The 18,032-nt window shown below is 48.3% G+C and carries 18 protein-coding genes, 4 tRNA genes and 1 other annotated feature; of the genes, 21 read left to right on the top strand and 1 reads right to left on the bottom strand.

The window, feature by feature from the left end:
* The first annotated feature begins 21 nt into the window (after positions 1-21).
* The 19 genes from P6N53_RS16465 (at position 22) to P6N53_RS18685 (ending at position 16,825) form a co-directional block, all read left to right on the top strand.
* Positions 22-2,301: a xanthine dehydrogenase family protein molybdopterin-binding subunit gene (locus P6N53_RS16465; RefSeq protein ID WP_304545122.1), complete on the top strand. Its 2,280-nt coding sequence runs from the start codon at positions 22-24 to the stop codon at positions 2,299-2,301.
* A 29-nt stretch (positions 2,302-2,330) separates the two neighbouring features.
* Complete coding sequence (locus P6N53_RS16460) at positions 2,331-3,656, top strand: 5'-deoxyadenosine deaminase (RefSeq protein WP_304545120.1); 1,326 nt, start codon at positions 2,331-2,333, stop codon at positions 3,654-3,656.
* A 21-nt stretch (positions 3,657-3,677) separates the two neighbouring features.
* The gene (locus P6N53_RS16455; RefSeq protein WP_304545118.1) at positions 3,678-4,166 is read left to right on the top strand and encodes a (2Fe-2S)-binding protein; all 489 of its coding nucleotides are present in this window, start codon (positions 3,678-3,680) and stop codon (positions 4,164-4,166) included.
* 2 nt (positions 4,167-4,168) lie between these two features.
* Positions 4,169-5,014 (top strand): FAD binding domain-containing protein, encoded by an 846-nt coding sequence (locus P6N53_RS16450; protein ID WP_304545116.1) that lies wholly within the window; start codon positions 4,169-4,171, stop codon positions 5,012-5,014.
* A 5-nt stretch (positions 5,015-5,019) separates the two neighbouring features.
* Positions 5,020-5,790: a selenium cofactor biosynthesis protein YqeC gene (gene yqeC, locus P6N53_RS16445; RefSeq protein WP_304545114.1), complete on the top strand. Its 771-nt coding sequence runs from the start codon at positions 5,020-5,022 to the stop codon at positions 5,788-5,790.
* Positions 5,775-6,365: a nucleotidyltransferase family protein gene (locus tag P6N53_RS16440; RefSeq protein ID WP_304545112.1), complete on the top strand. Its 591-nt coding sequence runs from the start codon at positions 5,775-5,777 to the stop codon at positions 6,363-6,365. Before yqeC ends, P6N53_RS16440 begins: the two co-directional genes overlap by 16 nt.
* 20 nt (positions 6,366-6,385) lie before the next feature.
* Positions 6,386-6,922, top strand: coding sequence for a helix-turn-helix domain-containing protein (locus P6N53_RS16435; RefSeq protein ID WP_304545110.1), 537 nt, complete (start codon positions 6,386-6,388; stop codon positions 6,920-6,922).
* Between the two features lie 35 nt (positions 6,923-6,957).
* Complete coding sequence (thrC, locus tag P6N53_RS16430; RefSeq protein ID WP_304545109.1) at positions 6,958-8,193, top strand: threonine synthase; 1,236 nt, start codon at positions 6,958-6,960, stop codon at positions 8,191-8,193.
* A 14-nt stretch (positions 8,194-8,207) separates the two neighbouring features.
* The gene (locus P6N53_RS16425) at positions 8,208-9,377 is read left to right on the top strand and encodes a YgeY family selenium metabolism-linked hydrolase (protein WP_373323066.1); all 1,170 of its coding nucleotides are present in this window, start codon (positions 8,208-8,210) and stop codon (positions 9,375-9,377) included.
* Between the two features lie 32 nt (positions 9,378-9,409).
* Positions 9,410-10,771 carry a PLP-dependent cysteine synthase family protein gene (locus tag P6N53_RS16420; RefSeq protein ID WP_304545104.1) on the top strand — a complete coding sequence of 454 codons (1,362 nt, stop codon included), beginning with the start codon at positions 9,410-9,412 and terminating at the stop codon, positions 10,769-10,771.
* Between the two features lie 62 nt (positions 10,772-10,833).
* Entirely contained in the window at positions 10,834-10,965 is a 132-nt protein-coding gene (locus tag P6N53_RS16415) for a hypothetical protein (protein WP_304545102.1), read from the top strand.
* Between the two features lie 145 nt (positions 10,966-11,110).
* Positions 11,111-11,404 (top strand): hypothetical protein, encoded by a 294-nt coding sequence (locus P6N53_RS16410; RefSeq protein WP_304545100.1) that lies wholly within the window; start codon positions 11,111-11,113, stop codon positions 11,402-11,404.
* A 106-nt stretch (positions 11,405-11,510) separates the two neighbouring features.
* Positions 11,511-11,761, top strand: a binding site (T-box leader).
* A gap of 85 nt (positions 11,762-11,846) precedes the next feature.
* Positions 11,847-13,004 (top strand): pyridoxal-phosphate-dependent aminotransferase family protein, encoded by a 1,158-nt coding sequence (locus P6N53_RS16405; protein ID WP_304545098.1) that lies wholly within the window; start codon positions 11,847-11,849, stop codon positions 13,002-13,004.
* Positions 13,004-14,584 (top strand): phosphoglycerate dehydrogenase, encoded by a 1,581-nt coding sequence (gene serA, locus P6N53_RS16400; RefSeq protein WP_304545096.1) that lies wholly within the window; start codon positions 13,004-13,006, stop codon positions 14,582-14,584. The genes P6N53_RS16405 and serA overlap by 1 nt, the downstream gene beginning before the upstream one ends.
* Positions 14,585-14,771: 187 nt before the next feature.
* Positions 14,772-16,046 carry a serine--tRNA ligase gene (gene serS / locus P6N53_RS16395; RefSeq protein ID WP_304545094.1) on the top strand — a complete coding sequence of 425 codons (1,275 nt, stop codon included), beginning with the start codon at positions 14,772-14,774 and terminating at the stop codon, positions 16,044-16,046.
* Positions 16,047-16,150: 104 nt separating this feature from the next.
* Positions 16,151-16,240 (top strand) — tRNA-Ser (locus P6N53_RS16390).
* 21 nt (positions 16,241-16,261) lie between these two features.
* Positions 16,262-16,356, top strand: a tRNA-Ser gene (locus tag P6N53_RS16385).
* A 114-nt stretch (positions 16,357-16,470) separates the two neighbouring features.
* Positions 16,471-16,647, top strand: a complete 177-nt coding sequence (locus P6N53_RS18690) for an SDR family NAD(P)-dependent oxidoreductase (RefSeq protein WP_308447277.1) — start codon at positions 16,471-16,473, stop codon at positions 16,645-16,647.
* A gap of 7 nt (positions 16,648-16,654) precedes the next feature.
* Complete coding sequence (locus P6N53_RS18685; RefSeq protein ID WP_308447276.1) at positions 16,655-16,825, top strand: SDR family oxidoreductase; 171 nt, start codon at positions 16,655-16,657, stop codon at positions 16,823-16,825.
* A 144-nt stretch (positions 16,826-16,969) separates the two neighbouring features.
* Here the strand turns inward: P6N53_RS18685 and P6N53_RS16375 are convergent, their stop codons facing one another.
* Positions 16,970-17,680: a CBS domain-containing protein gene (locus tag P6N53_RS16375; protein WP_304545092.1), complete on the bottom strand. Its 711-nt coding sequence runs from the start codon at positions 17,678-17,680 to the stop codon at positions 16,970-16,972.
* A gap of 142 nt (positions 17,681-17,822) precedes the next feature.
* On the opposite strand from P6N53_RS16375, the gene P6N53_RS16370 reads away from it, so the two are divergent.
* Together P6N53_RS16370 and P6N53_RS16365 are read left to right on the top strand one after the other, a co-directional pair.
* A tRNA-Arg gene (locus P6N53_RS16370) sits at positions 17,823-17,899 on the top strand.
* 54 nt (positions 17,900-17,953) lie between these two features.
* A tRNA-Arg gene (locus tag P6N53_RS16365) sits at positions 17,954-18,030 on the top strand.
* Positions 18,031-18,032 lie beyond the last annotated feature (2 nt).

The raw sequence follows: 18,032 nt of genomic DNA, 5'->3' as shown, positions 1-18,032 counted from the left end.
TTTTCAAAGTGAGGTGATTAGATGGAGTTTAAGTGGATAAATAAAGCCGTAACCAGGCAGGATGCCAGGGGGAAGACCACGGGGGAGACTCGGTATATGAGTGATTTGAGTTTTCCTGGGATGCTCTGGGGAGGTATATTGCGGAGTGAGTATCCCCACGCTTTGATTAAGGGTATTGATTGCTCTGTTGCCCGGGCTATGCCGGGGGTGGTGACGGTTTTGACCCATGAGGATGTACCGGGGCTGAATGGCTATGGGATTACGGTGCAGGATCAGCCGGTGCTTTGCTGGGATAAGGTTCGCTACTTAGGTGATGCGGTGGCAGTTGTGGCGGCGGAAAGCCGGGAGCTGGTGCGGGAGGCTTTGTCTGCCATCAAGGTGGAATATGAGCCCCTTCCCCTGGTTTTAGATCCTGTGGCTGCGGTGGAGAATAATCCTGCACTGGTGCATGAAAAGGGCAATGTATTTAGATTAACCAAGGTGGAGACGGGAGCTGTGGATGAGGCCTTTGGTAGGGCAGATATTGTGCTGGAGAACACCTATACCACCTCCCGGCAGATGCATGGTTTTTTGGAGACCGAGGCTGGGGTGGCCACCCTTGATCAGGATGGAATGCTCACTGTTTGGTGCGGGTCCCACTATCCCCACCGGGATCAGCTGCAAATCTCCCGGTCGTTAAATTATCCCCGGGAAAAGATCCGGGTTGTATCCAACCCGGTGGGTGGTGGCTTTGGGGGCAAGGATGAGATTACCATCCAAATTCACTTGGCCTTATTGACCTTGAAGACCGGCAGACCGGTGAAGATTGTACTTTCCCGGGAAGAATCTATTGTGGTGGGCTGGAAGCGACACCCCATGGTAATAAAGTTAAAAACGGCAGCGACCAGAGAAGGGGAGCTGCTGGCCAATGAGGTAACCCTGTATTCAGATACCGGAGCCTATGCTTCACTGGGTGGCTCAGTTTTGAATGTGGCCATTGAAAATTCCAGTGGCGCCTACCGGGTGCCTAACGTTAGAAAAATCGGCTATTGTGTATATACAAATAATGGGGTGGCTGGAGCCATGCGTGGTTTTGGGGACAACCAGGTAACCTTTGCCATGGAGACCCAAATGGATTTGCTGGCCCGGCAGCTGGGCTTGGACCCTCTGGAAATACGGCTGAAAAATGGACTGCGCCAGGGAGATACCGCCCCTTTGGGACACACCATGACCCAGAGTGTGGGAACCATCAAAACCCTGGAGCTTGCCAGCCAATGGGAAGGGTGGCTGCAAAGGGAAAAGTGGAAGGCAGGGACAGAAAAGCCTTGGCTTAAGAGGGGTATCGGTGTTGCCACAGGACTTAAGGGTGTGGGTCTGGGCAGGGGCCTTACGGATATCAGCCGGGCTACCATAACACTGCATATAGATGGTACCTTTACCGTAGCCGTGGGTTGCCCCGACATAGGTCAGGGCAATAATGTGGCTTATTCCCAAATTGCCGCTGAAGCACTGGAATGTGATATTAATGAGGTTACAACCATCAACGGAGACACATTATTGACGCCGGATGCAGGCAGCTCAACCGCTTCCCGGTCCATCTACGCTGCCGGCAATGCCATCATCAATGCCGCAAGCACTATGTTGGATCTGTTAAAGCAGGAAGCTGCTAAAAGGCTGAACCTTAATATTGGGCAGTTAACTTGTCAACTAGGACGGGTTACCTCAAGGGAAAACTCCGGTATTGGCTGCAGTTATTCAGAATTAGCCGGGGAACTTATCGGGCAGGGCATAAACTGTGTGGCGGGCAGCTTTGTAGTCCCTGTACCCGAGCGGGATATCCAAGGGGCCGCCGGATTGCCCCACCTGGTCTACAGCGGCATCAGCAATGTGGCAATGGTGGAGGTAAATATGCATACTGGAGAGTGCCAGGTTATAAAGGTATTAAGTGTCCCCGATGCGGGACGTGTCATAAATAAGCAGGGCATTGAGGGGCAGGCTGATGGTGGGGTCCTCATGGGCATGGGCTATGCCCTCTGTGAGGATGTGGTGATGGAAGGGGGCAGGGTTCTAACCCCCAACCTGAGCACCTATATTATGCACACAGCCCTTGACGCACCGGAAAGCGAGACTCACCCGGTGGAGGAACTGGAGTCCAGCGGTCCCTACGGGGCCAAAGGTGTCGGGGAAGCAATTCTGATCGCCGTTACACCTGCCATTACCAATGCTATTTTAGACGCCACTGGTGTTGCTGTAAAGTCTCTGCCGGTAACCCCTGAAAAGCTGCTGGCGGAATTGAGGCAGGGTACTCAGCCAGGGGTCTAAGAAGTTTATTGTATTGAAGGAGGCCCGGAATGACAACAATCCTATTTAAAGATGCCATTATTGTAACAATGAATCCCAGCCGGGAAATCCTTCGGGGTAACCTGCTGGTTGAGGATAGTTGGATTAAAGCCATTGGCACAGAGGACTATAGTGCTGATCAAATAATTGATGCCAGGGGGCAGGTGCTGATACCGGGACTTATTCAAACCCACATTCACCTTTGCCAGACACTGTTCCGGGGCCAGGCCGATGACCTGGAGCTGATGGATTGGCTACAGAAACGCATTTGGCCCCTGGAGGGGGGCCACGACCAGGAGTCCTTATATTACTCAGCCATGCTTGGCATAGGGGAGCTTTTAAGGGGAGGAACAACTTCCCTTATAGATATGGCAACGGTAAATCATACTGAATCGGTCTTTCAGGCCATAGTAGACTCGGGAATTCGGGCCGTAAGCGGTAAATGTATGATGGATTGGGGTCCAGAGGTGCCAGGAACCCTTTTGGAAGGGACCGAGGCATCCCTGCAGGAAAGTGTCAAGCTGTTGGAAAAATGGCATGGGCAGGGGGAGGGACGGTTAAGCTATGCCTTTAATCCCCGCTTTGCTGTGTCCTGTACTGAGGAATTGTTGATCAAGGTTGGGGAGCTGGCCAAACAATACGACGTATTAATCCACACCCATGCTTCGGAAAACCGGGATGAAATTGCCCTGGTACAGAGGGAGCGGAATATGCGCAATGTGGCTTATTTCGAACATCTGGGTTTGGCAGGTAAAAACCTGGTCTTAGCACATTGCATCTGGCTGGACGAACAGGAGCTGGAGATACTGCAAAGGTATGAGGTGAAAGTTGCTCATTGCCCTTCCTGCAATCTAAAACTAGGCTCAGGAATTGCTCCTATTCCGGAAATGTTAAAAAGAGGCATACAGGTTTCTATAGGGGCCGATGGGGCACCCTGCAATAATAATTTGGATATCTTTACCGAGATGAGGACAGCTGCCTTGATCCAAAAGGTTATGCATGGACCAACGGTACTGCCTGCCCAGCAGACCTTTGAACTGGCAACCCTGGGTGGTGCCTCGGCCATGGGTCTGGAGGAACAAATAGGCTCCCTGGAACCAGGTAAGAAGGCGGATTTGGCATTGATTGACATAAATAAGCTCCATTGTTCCCCAGGGGAAGGAGCCGATATATATGCCCAGCTGGTTTATCAGGTGCGCTGCAGTGACGTGACATTGACCATGGTAGACGGAAAAATACTTTACCAGGACGGGCGCTTAAGGAGCATGGAGCAGGAGAACATAATTAAACAATGCAGTCAGGCCCTGGTAAGAGTACGAAGCAGGGCTGGTATTTAGTCTAGATATGGGGGAGCAGGTATGGCAATTTATGAGTTTACTTTGAACGGAAAGCCTGTTAAGGCGGATGTTCCGGAGGATACAACCCTTCTTCAGACGATCAGGGAGCATTTTGGCCTGACTGGGACCAAGGAAGGGTGTGGTAAGGGGGAATGTGGGGCTTGCACGGTGATTGTGGACGGCAAGGCGGTCAACTCATGCCTAATCCTTACTGCCCAGGTAGCCGGAGCCAAGGTTAATACTATCGAATCTCTGGCTGTTGGGGAGAAACTAGATCCCCTGCAGGAGTCCTTTATTCAGGAAGGTGCGGTACAGTGTGGCTTTTGTACACCGGGGATGATTATGTCGGCCAAGGCTCTGCTTGATAATAATCCAAATCCCTCCAGGGAAGAGATCAAGGTTTGTCTATCGGGTAATCTTTGCCGGTGCACAGGCTACAGCAAAATCATTCAGGCGGTGGAAAAGGTTGCCGTCCGGCCCCCTGAGAAGCTACGGGAAAGGGAGGGCTAGGGATGGAAGTTATTACACCTGCCGACCTGACCGAAGCAGTAAAGTATATGAACCAGCACCTGGATACCAAGGTGTTGGCCGGCGGTACCGATTTGTTGGTTAAGTGGAAAGAGGGTAAGGTTAAACTAGACCGTGTTTTAAATGTCCAGGGTCTACAAGAATTAAGGTATATAAGGGAAGAGAATGGGTATCTCTTACTAGGGGCTCTCAACACCCATGGGGAAATTGCTGCAGCCGAGGCAGTGTGGGAGCATGCTCCTATGCTGGCAGAGGCCTGTGCCCAGGTGGGCTCAGCCCAGATACGCAACCGGGGAACCCTGGGGGGGAATCTGGTAACAGCCTCACCTGCCGGTGATACATTGCCGGCCCTCAACGTATTGGGAGCTACAGTTAATTTAATCAGCTCCCGTGGAGAACGTCGGGTGCCGGTGGGGGAGTTTTTCCTGGGGCCTGGTCAAACCAGCCTGCAGCCGGGGGAGCTGGTAGCCGGTATTGCTATACCGATTTTTAAAGCCGGGGAAACTGGCTTTTATAAAAAGCTGGGACAAAGGAAAGCCCTGGCCATTGCCGTGGTTAGTGTGGCTGTGAAACTAAAGCTTTCTGCCGGGGTCATTGAAAGTATTCGCATTGCCTGCGGTTCTGTTGGTCCTAAGGTGGTTGAGCTGCCAGAAACTGCAGCAAAACTTATGGGCTGCTCCCTGGATGAAAGGGAACTCTGGGAAAAAACCGGGGGAGCCGGTGAAGAAACAAGTCCCATTTCAGATATTAGAGCCTCCCGGGAATACCGGCAGGAGATGGTTCGTGCTTTATTGTATCAGGGGCTTTATGACCTGAAAAATAAGGAGTGAATGCTGTGGGTCTTGCTGTCGCCCTTGAGCTTGGGCCAAGGGAAATGATTTCCTTTGTGGGTGCCGGGGGAAAAACATCCCTGGCCCTGGCTCTGGCCCAGGAATTGTTTAATTCGGGTGCCAGGGTGCTGGTAACTACTACCACTAAAATGTACCTGTGGCAGTTGGAGAGGGTCGGGAGGCCCATCCTTGAAACAAATCCACAGAAATTAATACCGGCTTTCAGGGATGCCGGCCAAGGACCGGGGCTTATGGCAGCCGGTGCTGGCTTGACGGAGGAAGGGAAGGTAGCAGGACTTACGGGTGATTGCTTAGATTATATATATATGTCTGGTTTGTTTGATTATATATTGGTTGAGGCTGATGGGGCCAGGGCAAAGGACCTGAAGTTTCCCGGTGAAGGGGAACCTGTGCTGCCAGGACAAACTACCTTGGTTATTCCGGTGGTAGGTATTAACAGCCTGGATTGCCCTCTGACGGCACAATATGTGCACAGGGAAAAGTTGCTTGTTCGGCTTGAGGTGTGTGCTCCCGGTGAACTTGTGACACCCGAGGTCATAGGTCGGGTTGTCTCTGAATATGCCAGCAGGGTCGGCAATTTGGCTGCTGCAAGGCTTGTACCTGTGATTAATAAGGCGGACTCCCAGGAAAGTATAGAAAAGGCCCGCCATTTGGCAAAGTTTTTTTTGTTAAGCCGCCAGATACCAAGGGTAGTGGTAACCTCCACGATTAAGGAGAACCCCGTTCAGGAGGTGATGCGGTGGTTTCAGCAGTAATTTTGGCAGCGGGACAATCCCGCCGCATGGGGCAGCCTAAGCTGCTGCTCCCCCTGGGTCAAAAGACCGTCATCGAACATGTGGTGGACCAAGTGGCCAGGGCGCAAGTAGATGAGATTATAGTTGTTTTAGGTGCTGTAAAAAAAGAGATAGCTCAGCTGTTATCTCATAGAGATGTAAAACTCTGCAATAATCCTCGGTATGCAGAGGGTCAAGGAACCTCGGTGGCAGCCGGAGCCAATTCTGTCAGCGAGGAAAGCCAAGGAATTATGTTCTTACCCGGAGATCAGCCCCTTATTTCACCGGAATATTTGAACTTGCTAATTGAGGAATTCTACAAAAGTGGAGCCTTGATAGTCAGGCCTCCCAATGTGGGAAGCCCGGCGATTTTTAGTATGAGCTTACGGCAGGAATTAATAGGACTGCAGGGTGATGTAGGGGGAAGGCAAATTTGGCAAAGACATCAGGAGAAGATTGTTACCCTGAAAATTGATCCGGGACCAATGGCACTGGATATCGATACTCCCGAGGATTACCGGAAGGTTTTACAGATATTTAGGGGTCAGCATAAATAAAGACAAAGGGGGGTTAATCATTGCTGGGGGAGAGAATTCGCAACAAAAGAATGGAAAAGAAGTTAACCCTCAAAGAGTTAGCCGATAGGACAGAGCTTACCCAGGGCTTTTTAAGCCAGGTAGAGCGGGGTTTAACTGATCCGTCCATTACCTCCTTAAGGAGACTTGCCCATGCCCTGGATGTACCCATTTTTTACTTCTTAATGGACGAGGCTAAAACAAACCCGGTTGTTAGGAAACATGAACGACAGAGCTTAAAGTTTCCCGAATCTCATCTTACCTTTGAACTGCTATCTCCTGATTTAAACAGGAGCCTGGAGATGATGATGGCCCGCTTGGAACCGGGTGCTGTAACCTGTGAGGACCTCCTGACTCACCCTGGGGAGGAAAATATTTTGGTTTTACAGGGAAAAATGAAAATCCAAATCGGTGAAGATATTTACTTGTTGGAGGAAGGGGACAGCATTTATTATTTCTCCAGTATTCCCCATAAGATTTGGAGCACAGGTGAAGAGGATTTGGTTTTCATCTCTGCAATTACCCCGCCGGCTTTTTAGATGATTAAATTTCAACAGCGATTGGGGTGTTTTAAATGAATTATGTAATGGGATACAGGTGCACCCTGTGCGGCAAGGAGTATGAGGCTAATTTGATGGATTACACCTGCCCCGCCTGTGGACCTAAGGGTATTTTGGATGTGGTATATGACTATTCCCAGATGAAAAAGCAGATAACCAGGGAGTATTTTAGGGACAATAAGAATTTTTCTATGTGGCGCTATGGGCCAATGACCACGGTGGTGCAAAATTCCCTTTTGGAGAGAACCCTGCGGGTGGGCTGGACCCCAGTTTACCTGGCTAATCAGTTGGGACAGAAGCTAAACTTGAAGGAACTCTACATCAAGGATGACGGCATTAACCCCACCTCTTCATTAAAGGACCGGGCTTCGGTGGTGGCTGTGGTAAAGGCCATTGAAAATAAGTTTGATACCATTTGCTGCAGCTCTACCGGCAATGCCGCCTCCTCACTGGCTGGCAATGCCGCCCGCATGGGACTTAAGGCGGTAATATTTGTGCCAGACAGGGCTCCGGCCGGAAAGCTAACCCAATTGCTAATCTATGGGGCTAAGGTGATCAGCGTGGCGGGCAGCTATCAGCAGACCTTTGAGCTTTCAGCCGAGGCAATAAGCCGCTGGGGTTGGTATAATAGAAATGCCGGTATCAATGCACACCTGGTGGAGGGCAAGAAAACCGTTTCCCTGGAGTTTATTGAGCAGCTGAATTGGGAGGTTCCTGATTGGGTTGCAGTGTCCGTAGGGGATGGCTGTACCATCGGGGGAGTTTATAAAGGCTTTTATGATTTGTTAATGCTTGGTTTAATTGATAGAATGCCCAAAATCCTAGGGGTACAGGCAGAGGGATGCTGCCCCTTTGTGACGGCCCACAGGGAAAACAAGCCCCTTGTACCCACTGAAGAAAACACCCTGGCCGATAGTATTGCTGTGGGTGTACCCAGGAATCCCGTTAAAGCCCTTGAGGCGGTTAAAAATACCCAGGGTGAATGGATTACAGTATCCGACGACAAGATTTTAGAAACCATGAAATTGCTGGGCACCACAGAGGGAATCTTTGGGGAACCGGCCGGGGTTGCCGGCTTAGCCGGCGTGGTTGAGGCCATAAATAAGGGCTTAATTAAAGCCCATGAGCGGGTGGGTGTAATTATCACCGGCAACGGGCTAAAGGATATCAACAACGGGCTAAAGGCGGTCGGTGAGCCCCTGAGGGTGGAACCGGAAATAAGCCAATTGGAGCAGATACTAACTAATTAAAGGGGGCAATGCAATTGAAAGACCGAATGATTGATTTTTGCCGCCGGTTAATTCAAATCCCCAGCATTTCCGGCCAGGAGCAGGGTGTGGCAGAACTGATTGCCCAGGAGATGAAGGCTCTGGGTTTTGACCGGGTTTGGATTGACAAGTACGGCAGTGTTATTGGCATGGTCCAGGGCACCGGGGGAGGAAAGGCCGTCCTCTTTGACGGACATATAGATACGGTGCCGGTTTCTGACAGCCATCAATGGACTAAGGAACCCTTTGGCGGGGAACTTTCTGAGGGACGGATCTATGGCCGCGGTGCCAGCGATATGAAGGGTGCGGTGGCGGCTATGGTTTATGCCCTTGGGGCAATTGCCCAGGGGCAAGAGAGACCCACCGGGGATTTATATGTCAGCGGTACGGTACAGGAGGAGAACTTCGAGGGAGTAGCCCTGGCCAGCATTTTAGAAGAGGTAAAGCCCGAGGTGGTGATTATCGGAGAGGCCACGGAGCTGCGGCTGAATATCGGCCAGCGGGGCAGAGGAGAGCTGGCAGTGCATACCTACGGAAAATCTGCCCATTCCGCCAACCCCCAGGTGGGCATAAATGCCATTAGCAAAATGCAGCCGGTGATCAAGGGAATAGAGAAGCTAAAGCTTAATAGTCATGCCGTATTGGGCCAGGGCATTGGTGTTGTTACCGATATTATTTCTACTCCCTACCCAGGCAGCTCGGTGGTACCAAACCACTGCCGTATAACCATTGACCGACGCCTTCTGGTGGGTGAAACAGAGCAAAGGGTTTTGGCTCAATTTGAGGAATTATTAGACGAAATAAAGGCTAGTGACCCTCAATTTTCAGGCAATGTAGAGTTTGTTAAAGCAGAGGCCCAGTGCTATACAGGGGTCAGCATCGAAGGCTTGAGATTTTTCCCGGCCTGGCTGATGGACCAGCAGGGTCCGGTGGTTCTTAAGGCCCAGCAAGCCATTAAGGAAGCGGGTTTGCCTGTGGTTTTAGGCACCTATTCCTTCTGCACCAACGGCAGCCAGAGTGCCGGGGTGAAGGGCATCGCGACCCTTGGCTTTGGTCCCTCCCGGGAAAATTTAGCCCACTCAGTGGATGAATATGTTGAGGTGGAACAATTGGTAGGTGCCCTTAAAGGCTATGAGGCCCTGGCCAGAGTTTTATCTGAAAAATAAAATTTCCAACTAGTTTAAGGAGAGAATTAGACATGAGCGAAAATAAAATCCCCTTTGGCCCAACCTATGAAGAAATGCTGCACCCGGAAACCATTGCCCCGGAAATTCGTGCCAAAGCCCTTAAAGCCAAGGAAGCTGATGAACTGGACCCAGTCAACCTTTTTAATATTACCTGGAAGGATGAGGACAACCAGGTTCGTAAAATTGTCTTGCCTAAGGAAATTACCGGCGTGGATGCAAACATTGTAGTTATGCTTGGCACCTATTTCCCCTCAGGCTCCCACAAGGTGGGCCCCGCCTATTCAACCTTGATTGAGGGATGTGTGGACGGGGAGATTATACCTGGAGAACACACTATCCTTGGACCATCCACAGGTAATTTCGGTATCGGTGTAGCCTATATCTGCCGCCTGATGGGCTATAAGGCAGTGGTCATCATGCCGGATAACATGAGTAAAGAAAGATACGAGCGGATTCAGGCCTATGGAGGTGAATTAGATTTAACACCGGGCACAGAGTCCGATGTAATCTTGACCCTGCAGCGTACCTATGAATTAAAGAAAAATCCTAAAAATAAACCCCTGGCCCAGTTTGAACTGCTGCCCAACTATCGTTTCCACCGCTACGTCACCGGCAACTCGGCCATTGAAGCAGTAAAGGGCATAGGCAACGGACGGATCGCTTGCTTTACCTCAGCTCCAGGATCAGCCGGCACCATCGCGGCAGGAGATGAAATTAAAAAGGCCTTCCCGGAGGCTAAGATTGCAGCCCTGGAGCCCTACGAGTGTTCTACCCTGGCTACAGGAGGAAGGGGACAGCACCGCATTGAAGGAATTGGCGATAAGATGTGCACCCTAATCCACAACGTGCTGACCACAGACTTTGTTACCCTGATCAAGGACGAAGACTGTGTCCGGGGTCTTAAAATACTCAAGGATGGCACCGATGTATTAATTAAGGCCGGGGTAGCCCCCGAGGTTGCCCAGTCCCTGAAAAATCTATTTGGTGTTTCCGGCCTATGCAATATCCTTGGGGCCATCAAAATGGCCAAATTCCTACGCCTTGGACCGGAGGATAATGTGGTGACCATCGCCACCGACGGCTTTGACAGATATAACTCTGTCCTGGACGAACTGGCCCACCGCACCCTGGAGATGGAAGATTTTGTATTGGAGCGCTGGCTTAAGGATATCTTCCTGGATGCAGATGATAAGCATGTCTATGACTTTAGAAGGATGGATCTTAAAGAACAGCTATTCCAGCAAAAGGAGAAGGATTGGCTTCCCTTTGGTTACTCCCTGGAGTACCTCAACTCCATGAGAACCATGGAATTCTGGGATGGCGAGTATGAAAAGTACCGGGAATATGATGAGAAGATTAAGCAGATGAGATAAGCTAACGGTTCCAAAGGCACTACTTTTGTAGTGCCTTTGGCTTTGAAGAAGGGGTTGTTAAAGTGTTTGGTTTTATTGTTTTTTCAATATTAGTGATTGCCTCCATTGCGGCTTGGATTAACACGAAAATAATTTTAGAGGAAATAGAAAAAATTAAAAAACATATAGGTATGCCAGAGGATAAAACCGATTAAGGACATTGAAGCCTTTTGGTAAGTAGTAGTGGCTCCTTTTCAAAAGAATTTTATTGTTAATATATGGTAAAGGGGTTGACTAAATACCAAAATATGGTAATATTTGGTTGAATGCTAACTTGGCGGCGTTCAGGAGGTGAGCTAAATGAAGTTTATCAACCTGAACAACCTTGGCAAGTGGGTTATAACCCTGGCGGTGGCACTGTCCTTTATGTTTGGCACCCTGGTAGAGAATAGATTACAGGTGGTGCACAATATCAAGTATGCCGTAGAGAATACCAGTGCTGTAATAATACCCGCCGGCAATAAAATTAAAGAAAGGTTTGATAGCTACTACAAACAAGCAGACAAGGCCTACAATGCTCTGAAAATCGGTACGGCAATAAGTTTAGCCATTATGATTAGCTGGCTCCCACAGAAAAATAACCGGGGGCCCTGATGAAAGGGAGGGCAGTGAGAATAAAAGGTTAACAAAATTTTAATAAATCCACTGTTGACAAACAAATGTCTCCTGTGTAAAATCAGATACATGACAGGCAACATAATTAAACCCTTAGATGGGGAAAAGTAGTTTGGCGAATTCTTTCAGAGAGCCGGTGGATGGTGCGAATCGGCAGAAGAGCCAGGTGAATTCCTCCCCGGAGGGGATCTGCCGAAACACAGCGAGATATAAAAAAGAGCTGTACTGCAAGTAGGTAGATACGGGATGATACCCGTTATAACGTTTAAGAGGGCCGGAAGAGTATCTCCGGTCAACAAGGGTGGCAACGCGGGAGAATAACCTCTCGTCCCTAATGGACTGATCATCCGTTAGGGGCGGGAGGTTTTTATATTTTCCACCCCGGCGGGCAAGTACTTTTATTATACTGGAGGCATCGACTATGATGAAAGACAAAAAGTATCTTTTAATTCCCGGGCCGACTCCGGTACCCCCGCGGGTGGTAGAGGCCATGTCCAGACCTATCATCGGCCATCGCAGTGCAGAGTTTCAAGGTGTCATGGAGCGGGTTACCGGCAAATTAAAGAAGATTTTCCAAACTGAGAACCATGTTTTTGTTATGGGCAGTTCCGGCACAGGGGCTTTAGAGACAGCAGTGGTTAATTTGGTCAGTCCTGGAGATAAGGTCTTAGCCCTCTCCGGTGGAAAATTTGGCGAGCGCTTTGCTGAGCTAGCCAAACTCTACGGCGGGGAAGTTATCTTCGAGGATTTTGGCTGGGGCTATGATATTGACCTGAATGTTGTAAAAAAGCAGCTTGATGCAAATCCTGATATTAAAGTGGTTTTAGCCACACAAAACGAAACCTCCACCGGTGTGCAAAACGACATTAAGGCCCTTGGCAAATTGGTAGCCCAGTATGACGCTGTGCTGGCAGTGGATGCGGTGAGCGGATTAGGGGCCATTGACCTGAAGACCGACGAATGGAATGTTGATGTGGTTTGCAGCGGCTCCCAAAAGGCCTTTATGCTGCCACCAGGCTTAGCATTTATCAGTGTAAGCGATAAGGCCTGGGCTAAAATAGAGAAAAACACCACTCCCAATTACTATTTCAGCCTCTTAAAGGCTAGAAAGAATATTGCTAAGTGGAACACCACCTATACAACTCCGGTATCGATGGTTTACGGCCTAGATGCAGCCTTAGACATGATTCTGGAAGAGGGTTTGGATAATGTATTTGCCAGGCATGCGTTACTGGCTAAAGCAACAAGGGCAGGTATTCAGGGGCTAGGGTTAGAGCTCCTTGTGCCGGATGAATACGCCTCCTTAGCAGTGACAGCAGTGCAAGCACCAATGGTGGTTGATGCCGATACCCTGCGCAAGGTGCTCTTAAAGGAATATGGAGTTACCTTCGCCGGTGGTCAGGACATGATGAAGGGGAAAATATTCCGTATAGCCCATATGGGCTATGCCGACAAAATGGATGTAATTATCGCCCTGGCATCCCTGGAAATGGCCCTGGGCAAATGTGGCTATAAAGCAGAACTGGGTGCAGGTGTACGTGAAGCTCAAATGGTATTTGTAGGAGGGGAACACGCATAATGAAAGTATTAGTAATGGACGGCGTTTCGGAACAGGGTTTAGCACCGCTGCGCCAGCAGGCAGATATAGAAGTTGTGATCGGCGAAAAAATGACCGAAGATCAATTGGTTGAAGTAATTGGTGATTATGACGGCATGATTGTTCGCAGTGCCACCAAGGTAACAGAAAGGGTAGTTGAAGCGGCTAAAAAACTTAAAGTAATCGGCCGGGCCGGTGTTGGTGTTGATAACATCGACCGGGCAGCGGCCACCAATAAGGGTATCCTGGTAGTAAACGCCCCGGACGGCAACACCATTGCAGCAGCGGAGCATACCATGGCCATGATGCTGGGTCTTGCCAGAAAGGTTCCGGCTGCCTGCGGCAAACTAAAGAACGGCTGCTGGGATAAAAAGGCCTTCCTGGGTGTGGAACTGAGGGGAAAAACCCTGGGTGTAATCGGCTTAGGACGTATAGGCTCTGCTGTGGCCAAAAGAGCCCAGGCTATGGAAATGAATATCATCGCCTACGATCCATACATTTCTGAAGAACATGCCAAGAAGATGGCCATTGAAATTGTGACGCTGAATGAATTGTATGCCAGGGCGGACTTCATTACTGTGCATATGCCTAAGACCAAAGAAACCTATCATATGATCAACAAAGAAAGCATTGCCCTAATGAAGGAAGGAGTTCGTATTATCAACTGCGCCCGGGGCGGTATTGTTGATGAGGCGGCTCTTTATGAAGCAATGATTGCCGGCAAGGTAGCCGGGGCGGCCCTGGATGTGTTTGAAACTGAGCCTAATACTGACAGCCCCCTAATCCAATTGGATAACTTCATTGCCACTCCTCATCTGGGGGCATCCACTGCTGAGGCCCAGATTAATGTGGCGGTGGATGTGGCTGAAGAAATTGTGGCGGCCCTGAGGGGAGAAATTGTTAAAAACGCAGTAAACATGCCATCCATGAGTCCTAAACTGCTGGCTAAAATTCGTCCCTTCCTGGATTTGGCAGAGAAGCTCGGCAAGTTCCAGGCCCAAATGCTTAATGGACGGGTTGAAAAGGTTGAGGTGGTATACAGCGGCGATTTAGCTAGATATGATGTAAACCCCATTACCACCATATTATTAAAGGGACTGCTTGATCCCATCCTCCAGGAAAATGTAAACTTTGTAAATGCACCCCTGGTGGCTAAGAACCGGGGCATCACCGTGGTTCAAACAACCACTGATAATGCTGAGGACTACAACAACTTAATTACTGTTACCATATATACCGATAAGGGCAAGAGAATTCTGGCAGGCACTCTGTTCCAAAACAATGATTCGAGGATTGTAAACATTGACGGCTACCGCATCAACGCAGCTACCACAGGTCATATGCTGGTAGTGCCCCATATTGATAAACCCCGTATTGTTGGCCGGGTAGGTACCCTGGTGGGCGATAAGGATATCAACATCGCCGGGATGCAGGTGGGTCGTATCGAGATAGGCGGAAAGGCTATCATGGTCATGATGGTGGATAACATCATTCCCCAGTGTGCCTTAGATGAGTTAGCTAAAATTGATGGCGTGCTGGAAGTTAAAATGGTAAGCCTATAATAAAATGCTTAGTGGGGAAGTGAGAAGAAAAGCTCACTTCCCATTTTATTAAATATAGTAGAGGTTCAGAGAAAGCCTGGTTTTACAAAGGGATAGGTATGTAGTATAATACTTAAGGCAAAATATGATTATAAATGGCAATATTTCCACGCTATGAATTAATTGCCTACCGTGGGGGTCAAAATTTATGCTAGACATTAAATTTGTTCGCAGCCATCCCGAGCTGGTTATGGAAGGCTTACAAAAAAGGGGCTCAGATATATCTCTGGAAGAGTTCCTGAAGCTTGATGCCAAGCGCCGGGAGAAGCTGGTGATAGTGGAGCAGTTGAAGAATACCCGTAATGTTGTTTCTGAGGAGATTGGCAAGCTCAAAAAGTCGGGTCAGCCAGCTGAAGATAAAGTACTGGAAATGCGTCAGGTTTCCCAGCAGATTAAGGATATTGACGATGAAGTCAAGGCTGTGGAGGATAGACTGCAGGAGATCCTATTGGCCATTCCCAATATTCCCCATGAGTCTGTGCCCGAAGGCAAAGAAGAAAATGATAATGTAGAAATTCGCCGCTGGGGTAAACCCAGGGACTTTAAATTTGATGCCAAACCCCACTGGGACCTAGGTGAAAACCTGAATATCCTGGACTTTGAACGGGGCGGCAAGGTTACCGGAGCCAGATTTTCCTTCTACAAGGGTATGGGGGCAAGGCTGGAGCGGGCTTTATTTAACTTTATGCTTGATATGCACAGCAGGGAGCACGGTTATACCGAAGTCTTCCCGCCCTTTATTGTAAATGCCGACAGCATGGTGGGCACAGGCCAACTGCCCAAATTTGCTGAAGATATGTTTAAGTTAGAAGGCTACAACTATTATTTGATTCCCACTGCTGAGGTGCCGGTGACAAACCTGTACCGGGATGAAATACTGTCCGACGACCAGCTGCCCATTTACCACTGTGCTTACAGTGCCTGCTTCCGTGCTGAGGCGGGTGCCGCTGGAAGGGATACCCGTGGCTTAATCAGGCAACACCAATTTAATAAGGTGGAACTGGTGAAGTTCAGCAGACCAGAGGATTCCTTTGATGAATTGGAAAAACTAACTGAAAATGCCGAGAAGGTTCTTCAGGCTTTAGGCTTACCCTATCGGGTTATCCTGCTTTGCAGTGGAGATATGGGCTTTTCCTCAGCTAAAACCTATGATATAGAGGTATGGCTGCCCAGCTATAATGCATATAAAGAAATATCCTCCTGTAGTAATTTTCAAGATTTTCAAGCCAGACGTGCAAACATTAAATATCGTCCGGCACCAAAGAGCAAACCAGACTTTGTTCACACCCTAAATGGATCTGGAGTAGCCATTGGAAGGGCGCTGTCAGCTATTCTAGAAAATTACCAGGAAGAAGACGGCAGTATCACTGTGCCACCTGTACTGGTACCTTATATGGGTGGGGTTGAAAGGATTACCCTCTAAATACAATCAAAAAAAATATGCAAATTGACAACATGTATTCCCTGTGATATACTCTATCTTGCTTGGGAATACATGATCTAATTGGAGGGTAGTCCTCCGAATTCGGAGGGGTGTCCGAGCGGTTTAAGGAGGCGGTCTTGAAAACCGTTGAACCTTTGCGGGTTCCGTGGGTTCGAATCCCACCCCTTCCGCCATTTAAGTTTAATAGTAATTGTGGAGAGCTGGCCGAGTTGGCTGAAGGCGCTCGCCTGCTAAGCGAGTATACGGGCTTAAACCTGTATCGAGGGTTCGAATCCCTCGCTCTCCGCCATACAATTAGCAAAACCAATGTCTTAGGAAACTAGGACATTGGTTTTTTTATTCAAGGATACTTTGCATTAGCGTGTTCTAGATAAAAGTATGTAAAATAAAAGAAGGAGTTGCAATGAGGAAAACGGTGTTAATTACAGGGGCTTCACGGGGCATTGGAAAGGATATGGCAGAACTCTTTGCCGCCAATGAGTATAATGTTGCAATTAATTATTACAAAAGCGAAGAAGAGGCGGAAAATTGCACCGCCAGTTACTTGATAAAAAGTACAATTGGCGCCAGGTGTTATTGAAACGGAGATGAATTTACATTTAAACACATCCACAATAGAAGAATTAAAGAGCAATACTCCATTAGGGGTATTAGGCTCTGGGAGAGATATTGCTGAAGTGGTTATATTCCTTGCGTCAAGCAAGGCAAATTTTATTACTGGGCAAGTTATTAGTCCTAATGGTGGATTTGTTATTTAAAAATGTATCAATAATTGAGATCTTAGCCATAGTAATTTCTCGTAAAGGGTTTTAGTTAGCCTCAAACAAATGGGAGCGCTGAAACGCCCCCAATTTAATAAAATCTTGACTTTATGATTTTATCTATTCGAAAGTGGTTAATTTTTAGTCTTTTTTAAACTGCTCAATCAACAATTTTAAAATCCGGCTGGAATTGATTGAGCCTATCATGCGTCCTTCTGCATCGATAACAGGAATTGCCGAAAGTTGATTGGTGTACATTTTAGTGGCTACCGACAGAAGATCTTCCCCCAGCACCGCTCTATCCGCAATTCCTGAATATATTCGCTCCTTAACCAGAGGGTGAGCAAAGAAGCTCTCTAGGCGGCAATCATCGCCATAGCAACCGTTTAGGAAAGACTCCATTGTAATATAACCTACCAATTGGCCGTCCTTATTAACCTCAGATAGGATGCCGTCTCTCACCAGCTCTCGCATGTTATCGGGGTTCAAAACTATGCTGTTATCCGGTCCCATAAGCTTATTTGCCCCGCCAGAGCCGGATTTAATATGCTGAACACCAATGAAATTAGGATTGACGGATATCTCGTTATTGCCAAATCGCAGAAAAAAGCTGGAACCAAAAATAACCACAATAACCAGGGCTGAGAAGGCAATGACACCTGCTAAAATGTTTGACACGGACGGGTCCAGGGACACTGCAAGGCTATGGGTCCCTGTCCGGGACTGGATTATTTGACCTATTAAAACAGTTAGGTTTTTAAAAAAGAAATGTAAAAATACTAGCACAGCTATTAAGGATAGAAGTTTGGAAAGGGCATCAATATTTTCCGGCACCTTAATATTAAGCTTCATTATAATTATCACCACCAATATCATCATATGCTGGGTTAATGTAATAAATAATCTTGTCTGGAGCATAATTACAGTTGCTTTGTTGACAAGAAATGATATATAATTATTTTCGTGGCGACAACATGTCCTGCAAACATAATATGTGCCCGTGGCTCAATTGGATAGAGCACCTGACTACGGATCAGGAGGTTAGGGGTTCGAGTCCCTTCGGGCACGCCATGTTTTACTTGACATCTTGCCTACAGTATGATATTATTTTTCTTGCCTCAATATGTGCCTGTGGCTCAATTGGATAGAGCACCTGACTACGGATCAGGAGGTTAGGGGTTCGAGTCCCTTCAGGCACGCCATG

The organism is Desulforamulus aquiferis, from assembly GCF_030577015.1.
GTDB lineage: Bacteria > Bacillota > Desulfotomaculia > Desulfotomaculales > Desulfotomaculaceae > Desulfotomaculum > Desulfotomaculum aquiferis.
The sequence above is the reverse complement of the archived record's forward strand: the minus strand, read 5'-3'. Positions and strand labels throughout refer to the sequence as shown.

What these genes read in the sequence shown, in the direction of transcription:
- P6N53_RS16465 (WP_304545122.1), top strand. Translation starts at nt 22, where the DNA reads ATGGAGTTTAAGTGGATAAATAAAGCCGTAACCAGGCAGGATGCCAGG.
- P6N53_RS16460 (WP_304545120.1), top strand. Translation starts at nt 2,331, where the DNA reads ATGACAACAATCCTATTTAAAGATGCCATTATTGTAACAATGAATCCC.
- P6N53_RS16455 (WP_304545118.1), top strand. Translation starts at nt 3,678, where the DNA reads ATGGCAATTTATGAGTTTACTTTGAACGGAAAGCCTGTTAAGGCGGAT.
- P6N53_RS16450 (WP_304545116.1), top strand. Translation starts at nt 4,169, where the DNA reads ATGGAAGTTATTACACCTGCCGACCTGACCGAAGCAGTAAAGTATATG.
- thrC (WP_304545109.1), top strand. Translation starts at nt 6,958, where the DNA reads ATGAATTATGTAATGGGATACAGGTGCACCCTGTGCGGCAAGGAGTAT.
- P6N53_RS16420 (WP_304545104.1), top strand. Translation starts at nt 9,410, where the DNA reads ATGAGCGAAAATAAAATCCCCTTTGGCCCAACCTATGAAGAAATGCTG.
- P6N53_RS16410 (WP_304545100.1), top strand. Translation starts at nt 11,111, where the DNA reads ATGAAGTTTATCAACCTGAACAACCTTGGCAAGTGGGTTATAACCCTG.
- P6N53_RS16405 (WP_304545098.1), top strand. Translation starts at nt 11,847, where the DNA reads ATGATGAAAGACAAAAAGTATCTTTTAATTCCCGGGCCGACTCCGGTA.
- serA (WP_304545096.1), top strand. Translation starts at nt 13,004, where the DNA reads ATGAAAGTATTAGTAATGGACGGCGTTTCGGAACAGGGTTTAGCACCG.
- serS (WP_304545094.1), top strand. Translation starts at nt 14,772, where the DNA reads ATGCTAGACATTAAATTTGTTCGCAGCCATCCCGAGCTGGTTATGGAA.
- P6N53_RS18690 (WP_308447277.1), top strand. Translation starts at nt 16,471, where the DNA reads ATGAGGAAAACGGTGTTAATTACAGGGGCTTCACGGGGCATTGGAAAG.
- P6N53_RS18685 (WP_308447276.1), top strand. Translation starts at nt 16,655, where the DNA reads ATGAATTTACATTTAAACACATCCACAATAGAAGAATTAAAGAGCAAT.
- P6N53_RS16375 (WP_304545092.1), bottom strand. Translation starts at nt 17,680, where the DNA reads ATGAAGCTTAATATTAAGGTGCCGGAAAATATTGATGCCCTTTCCAAA.